General features: G+C 58.8%; 11 protein-coding genes. 6 read left to right on the forward strand and 5 right to left on the reverse strand.

Translation table 11 applies throughout. The features are described 5' to 3' along the window. The 3 genes from PspTeo4_RS29630 to PspTeo4_RS29640 form a co-directional block, all read left to right on the forward strand. Positions 1 to 85 (forward strand): hypothetical protein (locus tag PspTeo4_RS29630; protein WP_322367160.1); only part of this gene is annotated, 85 nt, incomplete at its 5' end. A 216-nt stretch (positions 86 to 301) separates the two neighbouring features. Continuing rightward, a complete protein-coding gene (locus PspTeo4_RS29635) occupies positions 302 to 706 on the forward strand; it encodes a histidine kinase (RefSeq protein ID WP_322367152.1) in 405 nt (134 codons plus the stop codon). Positions 707 to 785: 79 nt separating this feature from the next. Next, on the forward strand, positions 786 to 1,067 hold the full coding sequence (locus PspTeo4_RS29640; protein WP_322367161.1) for a DUF3509 domain-containing protein: 282 nt from the start codon (positions 786 to 788) through the stop codon (positions 1,065 to 1,067). Positions 1,068 to 1,196: 129 nt separating this feature from the next. On the opposite strand, the gene PspTeo4_RS29645 is transcribed toward PspTeo4_RS29640, so the two are convergent. Together PspTeo4_RS29645 and PspTeo4_RS29650 are read right to left on the reverse strand one after the other, a co-directional pair. After that, positions 1,197 to 2,072: a TIGR02285 family protein gene (locus tag PspTeo4_RS29645; RefSeq protein WP_322367153.1), complete on the reverse strand. Its 876-nt coding sequence runs from the start codon at positions 2,070 to 2,072 to the stop codon at positions 1,197 to 1,199. 17 nt (positions 2,073 to 2,089) lie between these two features. Further along, positions 2,090 to 3,289, reverse strand: a complete 1,200-nt coding sequence (locus PspTeo4_RS29650) for a CaiB/BaiF CoA-transferase family protein (RefSeq protein ID WP_322367154.1) — start codon at positions 3,287 to 3,289, stop codon at positions 2,090 to 2,092. A 132-nt stretch (positions 3,290 to 3,421) separates the two neighbouring features. On the opposite strand from PspTeo4_RS29650, the gene PspTeo4_RS29655 reads away from it, so the two are divergent. Together PspTeo4_RS29655 and recJ are read left to right on the forward strand one after the other, a co-directional pair. After that, positions 3,422 to 3,964, forward strand: a complete 543-nt coding sequence (locus PspTeo4_RS29655) for a YaeQ family protein (protein WP_176513648.1) — start codon at positions 3,422 to 3,424, stop codon at positions 3,962 to 3,964. 31 nt (positions 3,965 to 3,995) lie between these two features. Then, positions 3,996 to 5,705: a single-stranded-DNA-specific exonuclease RecJ gene (recJ, locus tag PspTeo4_RS29660; protein WP_322367155.1), complete on the forward strand. Its 1,710-nt coding sequence runs from the start codon at positions 3,996 to 3,998 to the stop codon at positions 5,703 to 5,705. 85 nt (positions 5,706 to 5,790) lie between these two features. On the opposite strand, the gene PspTeo4_RS29665 is transcribed toward recJ, so the two are convergent. The 3 genes from PspTeo4_RS29665 to PspTeo4_RS29675 are packed head-to-tail and all read right to left on the reverse strand — an operon-like array spanning position 5,791 to position 7,826. After that, the gene (locus PspTeo4_RS29665; RefSeq protein ID WP_322367156.1) at positions 5,791 to 6,351 is read right to left on the reverse strand and encodes a hypothetical protein; all 561 of its coding nucleotides are present in this window, start codon (positions 6,349 to 6,351) and stop codon (positions 5,791 to 5,793) included. Between the two features lie 12 nt (positions 6,352 to 6,363). After that, entirely contained in the window at positions 6,364 to 7,236 is an 873-nt protein-coding gene (locus PspTeo4_RS29670; protein ID WP_322367157.1) for a hypothetical protein, read from the reverse strand. Next, the gene (locus tag PspTeo4_RS29675; RefSeq protein WP_322367158.1) at positions 7,233 to 7,826 is read right to left on the reverse strand and encodes a 2OG-Fe(II) oxygenase; all 594 of its coding nucleotides are present in this window, start codon (positions 7,824 to 7,826) and stop codon (positions 7,233 to 7,235) included. Before PspTeo4_RS29675 ends, PspTeo4_RS29670 begins: the two co-directional genes overlap by 4 nt. A 385-nt stretch (positions 7,827 to 8,211) precedes the next feature. Here PspTeo4_RS29675 and PspTeo4_RS29680 point away from each other — a divergent pair, with 385 nt between their 5' ends. Then, complete coding sequence (locus PspTeo4_RS29680) at positions 8,212 to 9,318, forward strand: NADH:flavin oxidoreductase/NADH oxidase (protein ID WP_322367159.1); 1,107 nt, start codon at positions 8,212 to 8,214, stop codon at positions 9,316 to 9,318. Positions 9,319 to 9,375: the final 57 nt, after the last annotated feature.

Below are 9,375 nucleotides of genomic sequence, written 5' to 3' on the forward strand. Positions count from 1 at the left end.
TGAGCGCTGCACCGTACTGGCCAACGACCTCAAGGCGGTCCAGGCCTTCGTCAGCCAGCACGGCAACCGCGGCAAGCCGCTGTAATACGGCACTACGACAAGTTGGCTCCTGCAGGAGATACTTTCTTGTAGCGCCTGTACTGGCCTCATCGCCGCGGTTCGTCGTCGCGACAAGCCGCGGCGATAGGTAGCACCGCGAACCTATCGTTAACGAATCTTCCGAAAGCCCTTTCAGATATCTCCTATATAAGGCCTAAGACGCCCCGCCTAGAGTGACCGGTCCTCCCATCAGGAGCGGTTCATGCGTCAGCCTTATGTGTTGCTTCATCAGCCACGCCCCTCTCACCAGATCCTCCTGCACCAGGCCTGCAATTCGGTAGGCATTTTCAACGTGCGCGTCATTCCAGAACTCACCGACCTGTATGCCTGCCTGGAGTGCGAGCCCGTCGCCGATGTGCTGATCCTCGACCACGCCATGCCGGTGGCAGGCGGCATGGCCTTGCTGGAGCGTATAGCGCGCAATCGCTGCACGCGTGCCTTGTTGTTCGTCGGCCAAGCGGGCGAAGACAGCGCCAACCTTGCCTGCGAGGCCCGTCGGCGTGGGCTCTGGGTGTTGGCCGAGCTGCCTTGGCCATTGCCGATGCCACGCTGGCAACAGGCGCTTCAGCGTATTCAAACTGTCATCTCGCCCACGCATGCTCACTGAAGCGAACGCGTTTTAGCGAACTTTGCGCTGCGTCCGCTGGTCAGTTCCTTCATGTCCCACCACCCAGCGAGTGAACCGGATGGAAAGAATCTGCAGGCTGCTCAATGACGCCCTTTCTCCTTACAAAACGGACCTCGGTACAGCGGATGCCAGCGGTAATCGCATGTTGAGCGTGTTCGACAGCCTTGGTGGCTTGACGCTGCGGCGTACCGTCAGCCTGCGCCAGTTGCAGGAGCAGCGATTGTTGATCGATCTGGTGGATGGCCTGCACCGCGACCTGCAGATCGCAGAAGGTCGTTTGCAGCCCTGTGTGATTTCGGCGCTGCAACAGCGTCCCTCCAGTCAGGGAACCTTTGCCTGAAGGAGGGGATCAGACACAACAGGGCAGCCAGCCAGTACTTCGCTCCGGTGATGGCAGGTTGTCACGGGAAGCCCATGAGGGCTTTCGATTGGCCCCGGGCGTCCTCCCCAGCGTCCCGGGGTTTCTTTTTCATGGGGTGTCGAAGAAGTGTCGGCTCTGTTCCAGGTAGCTCTCCCGTTGTTCGGGGTCGAGCCAGCGTGCGTAGTATTCCGGCAGCGTGTTCTGGCGCAGCGCGGGCAGCAACTGGTCGATATGCGCGACCGCCTGCCGTCCCAATGGTGTGTCCGAGCAACCCACATGCAGGAACTGGAAGCGGTTCACACCGAGGATGGGGTAGAACAGGAAGTCATCTTTCGAGCCCCCTTGCTGCCCGGTCAGGTAGCTCACCTCGTGCCGATAGCCCAGCACCAGCTTCAGGCGCCCCCTTTCCTGCATCTGCAACAGGCTGGCAGTGGCGTCGTTGCCGTAATGCCGGCTGAAGGCCTCATCGGGCAGTTGGCGCAGAATCGCGTCGACCTGGGCGCTGTAGCTGCGTTCGGCGACGATACCCAGTTTTAGCTGAGTGTCGGTCAGCAACCGCTTGAGGTCCACCTGCTGCTCAAGCAGGTACGGCGCGACCACCGCCTGGTCTTGCCTGCGCACCAGCAGGCCACCGCTCAGCACGCCCAGTGACGGTATGGAAAAGTGCACGAACTTCTCGCGTTCCGGTGTCCAGAGCAATGTCGGGTCACAGGTCAGGGTGCGCGGGTCTTGAAGCATCTGGATACCGCGGGCTCGGTTGACCCGTACGATGTCGTGCTCGTACTCCGGCATCTGCGCGATCAACTGTGGCAACAGGCGGTCAATGACGCCCTGGCCTTTTTCCGCACCCTCAAGAATTGTGAACGGTGGCAGGTCGCGAACCAGCCACAGCAGTCGCTCCTTGGCCAGTACCGGCCCTGTCGCCAGGGCAAACAGTAGACCGAGAAGACCCGTTAGCCATCGAAGCAGACAAGGTGCTCGCATGGGCGGCAGCGGCAGTATCAGACCGCGCCCGTCTGGCGCAGCTGGGCTATGGCGTTTGCGTCGTACCCAAGGCTTGCGAGCACGGCATCGGTATGTTCGCCCAGCGCCGGGCCGACCCACTCGGTGGAACCTGGCGTGTCCGACAGCTTCGGCACGATGCCGGGCATCTTGAACGGTTTGCCATCCGGGAGGCGGGCCTGGAGGAACATCTCGCGCGCCAGGTACTGCGGGTCGCTGAACATGTCCTCGGCCGAATAGATGCGGCTTGCCGGTACTTCTGCAGTGGTGAGCACCTGCATGACCTGCTCCAACGGCAAGCTGTTGACCCAGCGGTCGATCACCCCGTACAGCTCGTCGCGTCGCAGGTCGCGGCCATCGTTGGTGGCCAGGCTCGGGTCGCTGGCCAGGTCGTCGCGCCCGATGGCCTGCATGAAGCGTTTGAAGATCGCATCGCCATTGGCGCCAATCTGCACATGCTTGCCGTCGGCGCTGGTATGGATGGAGGAGGGCGTGATGCCCGGCATGATGTTGCCGGTGCGTTCGCGGATGAAGCCGAACACATCGAATTCCGGGACCATGCTTTCCATCATGGCGAAAATCGCTTCGTACAAGGCCACGTCCACGACCTGCCCCTGGCCACCGTTGACTTCCTGATGGCGCAGGGCCATTAACGCCCCGATCACGCCCCAAAGTGCGGCGATCGAGTCACCGATGGATATCCCGGTGCGCACTGGTGGGCGGTCCTCGAAACCGGTGATGTAGCGTAGCCCGCCCATCGACTCGCCGACCGCGCCGAAACCTGGCTGGTCCTTCATCGGCCCGGTCTGGCCAAAGCCGGACAGCCGCACCATCACCAGCTTCGGGTTGAGGGCATGTATCACGTCCCAGCCCAGGCCCAGTTTTTCCAGCACGCCCGGGCGGAAGTTCTCGATGAGAATGTCGGCTTCGGCCAGCAGGCGCTTGAGGATTTCGAGGCCTTCCGGGTGCTTGAGGTTCAGCGTCAGCGACTGCTTGTTACGGGCCTGGACGAACCACCACAGCGAGGTGCCCTCGTAGAGTTTGCGCCACTTGCGCAGCGGGTCGCCGCCGTCGGGGGACTCGACCTTGATCACCTCGGCACCGAATTCGGCGCAGATGCGCGAGGCAAACGGGCCGGCAATCAGGGTGCCGAGTTCGATGACTTTCAGGCCGGCGAGGGGTTTGCTGGGCGTAGGCATGTGGCATCCGTGGCAACTGGGCAGAGCGGTGGTTTTATCATAGGTCGCAGGCGGCAGATACTGCTGCGCGGCAACGACGTCGCGGATCGGTTAGACTGTGCCACTTTTCTTTGCGCAAGAAGCCCGTCGACCATGGCCCAGCCGTCCACCACCTACAAATTCGAACTGAATCTGACCGACCTTGACCGTGGCGTGTACGAAAACGTCAGGCAGACCATTGCTCGTCACCCTTCCGAAACCGAGGAACGCATGGCCGTGCGCCTGCTGGCCTACGCACTCTGGTACAACGAGAACCTGTCGTTTGGTCGTGGCCTGTCCGATGTAGACGAAGCCGCGCTGTGGGAAAAAAGCCTGGATGATCGCATCCTGCACTGGATCGAAGTCGGCCAGCCAGACGCTGATCGCCTGACCTGGTGCTCGCGCCGCACCGAGCGCACCAGCCTGTTGGCCTACGGCAGCCTGCGTGTCTGGCAGAACAAAGTGGTGGATGCGGTGAAAGGCCTGAAGAACCTCAGCATCGCCGCTGTACCGCAAGAAGTGCTGGAAACCTTGGCTACCGACATGCCCCGCACCATCAAGTGGGACGTGATGATCAGCGAAGGTACGGTCTTCGTCACCGATGACCGCGGCCAGCACGAAGTGCAGCTGGAGTGGCTGCTCGGCGAGCGTGGCTGACCTTCAATAGACACTGACTGCCGAAGCCCTTATGCGTATCGAACCTCGCCCATTGCCGCCGACCCTGCCATTTCTGGGGAACCTGCCACCGTTGTTGACGCGCCTGTACGCCGCCCGTGGCGTGCAGTCCGAGGCTGAGCTGGACAAAAGCCTGGCGCGGCTATTGCCGTATCAGCAGCTCAAGGGCATCGAGGCGGCAGTAGACCTGCTGGTCGAAGCGCTGGACCAGCGCCAGCGGATTCTCATCGTGGGCGACTTCGATGCCGACGGCGCCACCGCCAGTACGGTGGGTGTGCTCGGCCTGCGCCTGCTGGGTGCGGCCCATGTCGATTACCTGGTGCCCAATCGCTTCGAATACGGCTACGGGCTCACCCCGGAGATTGTCCAGGTCGCGTTGCAACGCCAGCCGCAGTTGCTGATTACCGTCGATAACGGTATCTCCAGCGTGGACGGGGTGGCCGCAGCCAAGGCGGCGGGGCTCAAGGTGCTGGTCACCGACCACCACCTCCCGGGTGAGCAGTTGCCGGACGCCGACGCCATCGTCAACCCGAACCAGCCAGGTTGTGAGTTCCCGAGCAAGTCGCTGGCAGGGGTCGGCGTCATCTTCTATGTGCTCATGGCCTTGCGCGCACGCCTGCGCAGCCTTGGGCGCTATGAGACGCAAGCCCAGCCGAACATCGGCGAGCTGCTGGACCTGGTGTCGCTGGGCAGCGTCGCGGACGTGGTACCGCTGGATGCCAACAACCGCATTCTGGTTCACCAGGGCCTCGAGCGCATTCGTGCCGGCCGCGCGCGCCCAGGTCTCAAGGCCATTCTGGAAGTCGCTCGGCGTGACCATCGGCGTATCACCTCGACCGACCTCGGCTTCATTCTCGGCCCGCGGCTGAATGCGGCGGGACGCCTGGACGACATGAGCCTGGGCATCGAATGCCTGCTGTGCGAAGACGCCGCCCTGGCCCTGGACATGGCCCAGCAACTGGATGACTTGAACCAGGACCGCAAGTCCATCGAGCAGGGCATGCAACGCGAAGCGCTGGCCCAACTCAAGGACCTGCCGGTCGAGTCGATGCCTTATGGCCTGTGCCTGTTCGATGCCGACTGGCACCAAGGTGTGATCGGGATTCTTGCTTCGCGCCTGAAGGAGCGCTACCACCGCCCGACCATCGCTTTTGCCGATGCAGGAGAAGGCATGCTCAAGGGCTCGGCGCGTTCGGTGCCGGGCTTTCATATTCGCGATGCGCTGGATGCCGTGGCGGCGCGGCACCCGCAGCTGATCAGCAAGTTTGGCGGGCATGCCATGGCCGCCGGGCTTTCCTTGCCCGAAGGCAACTTCCCGGCATTTGCCGAGGCGTTCGACGAGGAAGTCCGTCGCCAGTTGCGTGAGGACGACCTGACCGGCCGCCTGCTGTCCGATGGCACCCTTGCAGTCGAAGAGTTCCACCTCGACCTGGCCAAGGCCCTGCGAAACGCCGGCCCATGGGGCCAGCACTTCCCCGAGCCGCTGTTCCATGGCGTGTTCCAGCTGGTCGAACAGCGGGTGGTTGGCGAGCGGCACCTGAAGGTGGTGCTCAAGAGTGAATGTGGTGCTGTGAGGCTTGATGGTATTGCCTTCGGGATTGACCGCGAAGTCTGGCCGAACCCAACGGTACGTTGGGTCGAATTGGCCTACAAGCTGGATGTGAACGAGTTTCGCGGTAATGAAACGGTGCAGTTGATGATTGCGCATATGGAGCCGCGTTGATTTTACCGACTTCGCTGTATGGCCGTCCCGCATTGGGGCGGCCATCGCTCGGTATCAAATCGTAAGAGTGGAGTGCGATCGGCCTTTAGCTGGCCCCAGTTTGTGCTTCATCGTGTCTTTTGTTTTTATAGTGAAGTACTCCGGCTCCTGCAAATGAGAGAAGGCCAAGCACTGAAAAAAATAATATGGGTTCCATCGCTTTCAAATTATTGGTTTTGATGGTTTGTGCTCTCAGTGACGGATCGTATAAAGACACCCCTTTTTCTGTTACGAGTCGACTAACAGCAGGGCTGGATTTCGTGTTTTCAATGTCCACAAATAGTGGAGTAGTCGGTGTGATGTTTGCTGCGTCAAAGAGTGCTTTGTTCGAGTATAACCAGACTTTGTGTGTTTTTCCTTCTGGCGTTTTATGCTTAACGGCGAAGGTGTAGAGGGAGTGGTCGTAATCCCAGGTTTTGACATTGCTGCTCAGCGTTGCAGGAATCCGTGGCCACGGCACCCCGATTGGCTCAGGATCGGTTTCCCAACCAATTAGAAAAACGGGCGTTAAGCATAGGTATAGAATACCTAACCAAGTCAGCACCTTGACGCGTTTGTGTGGCTCGAGTGAACGCATTAATTTGAGCCATGAGCGCCAGGTAAACATGTTGAGCCTCCTTTAGTGGTATTTGTCTTGCTTTGGGGCAGTGCAGCACGCATAGTTATCTTGTGTGCTTACAACTCTTGTAGTGATAGAGGGGATAGGGCCAGGTAAGCGCCGTCCGTTCAAACTCTCAATTCCTATTGTTATTGTAGTGCCTCTGTTTTTTAGCAGGGGCAAAAAAGCTGTGGCTGGTACAGTGTTGCCTCCGAAGGGCACTGTTTGTTGGTTAGCTTGTGTTTTCAATATTTCTAGTTTTTTGGTGTCGAGAACAATAGCGGATGTTTTAGGGTTCCAGGTTATGACCTTGATGATCCCTCCAAAGTGGCTTTTTATCCTGTTGGGATCTGTAATTGTCAGGTCTGGAGCGAGCAGAGAGATTGCGGGCTCATTAGTAATGTTGTGTTTTTTCAGTGCATTTACGATGGGTACGATGGCGTTGTCATGAATGTTTTTTGCTAGCTCAGAGTTGTAGACACCGAATAGGGTGGCTCCTATTGCTACGGCAGTGAAGAACCCAGCGACCCCAGGCGCTGCTGCCAGTAGTGCGAAACTCGCGACCACACCAGCGGCATTACCCACGAGGCTAATCACGTCGCCATGGTTGAGCTTTGCATCGGACTTATACTCGGCCACAATTTTGAGGAATGTAACAGTGCCGGCAAGGGTATTGGTTGCGATGTTGATAAATGGTACGGAGCCGGCTGTCATTTGCGTAACAGACAGCACAGATGCAACCGCAGCGCCCGTTTGGGTGCTCTGAACTATTAATGAAAATCCCTTCTGATCCGTTTTGAATTGGTCGTGAACCGCTGCTGCTGCCCCAGCTTGGGATCCTGGTTTACCAACTCGGTCTACCATGCCTACGAAAATTTCAATTCTATTGGTCATTTAGAGGGCTCCTTGTTTATTGTCTTGAATGCAATTGTTATTCGTAAACGGTCGCAATCTACAGATGGACACCTCGCGCGGTGTGGGATCTGGCCTTTAAATATCGTAATGCGCCCTGGCTTGGGAAGTACAGCAGCGATGAGGTCATCCTTGCTGTTATTGCAGAAGGTGAGTTCGCCACCCCACGAGGTCGCCCAGAAGTCATTGCAAAACAGAACTATCGTGTTCCCGGATTCATGTGCCAAATTGTCTCTATGGATTGGGCTGTCTTGACCAAATGTCTGGCCGTTCGCATAAACACCTAATAATGTTGAGTTTTGTAAGTGGGTGGATCTTATGCGCCTCCATATGTGGATAAGAAATCCCCATGTTTCGTTGTTGGTCAGCTCATCCTCGCAGGACTCTAATGTTGAGCGTTTACTGCCGGCAATAAAGAAGTGCCAGCATGGACGTGCAAATGGGGTTGAACTCACTGGCCAGTCAAGTCTCCATGAAGCATTCGAAAATGCCTGGATGATCTTGGTTTTTTCTTTTTCAGTGATTGCGTCATCTATGGTCTTTATGTCGTCAGCTGTGAATGTTTCGCTCATGTTCATGGTTTTTGTTAGGTTGGTGAGTTGTTGGAGTAATTCGTTATGATTTGCAGAGCTAAATTTATTTCCTTCACGGAACGTAGGAAATAGGAAGTCAGTCCTACAGGTTGAAAAGAATTTCCCAGGCCTGAGTAAAACTTTGGAGTTGTACCGGTAGGAAAATTCTTATGTACAGCACAAGCGGGTGAGTTAGTGGGCGCGGTAGTACCTGATTCGATGAGGCGCCGATTTTTCAGGTGTCGGGGGCTTGTTTCGCGGGGCGAGACATCGCTTTCCCGATCCCAACCAATCTGGTCTAGTCTGAAGAAAGACCGGCACCGGACCAGGGACGTGCATGAGTGTCCGAGCCGGATCACCATTGGAGTCCTTGGGAGGTGCCCTCATGAGCCTGCTGCTCGAGCCTTACACCCTGCGTCAGCTAACCCTGCCCAACCGCATCGCGGTTTCGCCGATGTGCCAGTATTCCGCCGCCGATGGCCTGGCCAACGACTGGCACCTTGTTCACCTTGGCAGCCGCGCGGTCGGTGGCGCGGGGCTGGTTATCACCGAAGCCGTCGCGGTCACCGCCGACGGGCGTATCACCGATGAAGACCTCGGTCTGTGGAGCGATGCCCAGATTGCTCCGCTGCAACGCATCACCCGTTTCATCACCGCCCAAGGCGCCGTTCCAGGCATTCAGCTGGCCCATGCCGGTCGCAAGGCCAGCACCTATCGGCCCTGGTTGGGCAAGCCGGGCAGCGTCAAGGTCGAGGAGGGCGGCTGGGTGCCGGTGGGGCCTTCGAAAATTGCCTTCGACCCCAAGCACACCGTGCCGCATGAGCTGAGCCAGGATGAAATCCAAGGCGTCATTGGTGCGTTCGTAGACGCCACCAAGCGGGCGTTGGCGGCAGGCTTCAAGGTGGTCGAAATCCACGCCGCCCATGGTTATCTGCTGCATCAGTTCCTTTCGCCCCTGAGCAACCAGCGGCGCGACGAGTACGGCAGCTGCTTCGAAAACCGCATCCGCCTGACCCTGCAGGTGACCGAAGCCGTGCGCAAGGTCTGGCCGGCGGAACTGCCGCTGTTCGTCCGGGTGTCGGCTACCGATTGGGTCGAGGATGGCTGGAACCCGGATGAGACCGTCGAACTGGCCCGTCGCCTGCGTGCCCTGGGTGTTGATCTGATCGATGTGTCTTCCGGAGGTACCTCGGTCAATGCCGAGATTCCGACCGGCCCCGGCTACCAGACCCGCTTCGCCGAGAGGGTACGCAAGGAATCGGAAATCGCCACCGGCACGGTCGGCATGATCACTGAACCTGCCCAGGCCGAGCACATCCTGCGCACCGGGCAGGCCGATGTCATCTTCCTCGCCCGCGAACTGCTGCGCGACCCGTACTGGCCGCTGCATGCCGACGACGACCTGGGCGGCAACAAGGCGACCTGGCCGGCGCAGTATCAACGGGCCACCAGCCGGGCGAACCCGATTCATGAGTCGGATTTGAGGGATTAGTGGCACAGGCCAGGAAGTGTTCGGCAATAGTGGTGGGGTGGTTTTGAGAGCGAGCGT

The organism is Pseudomonas sp. Teo4 (genome assembly GCF_034387475.1).
Lineage (GTDB): Bacteria > Pseudomonadota > Gammaproteobacteria > Pseudomonadales > Pseudomonadaceae > Aquipseudomonas.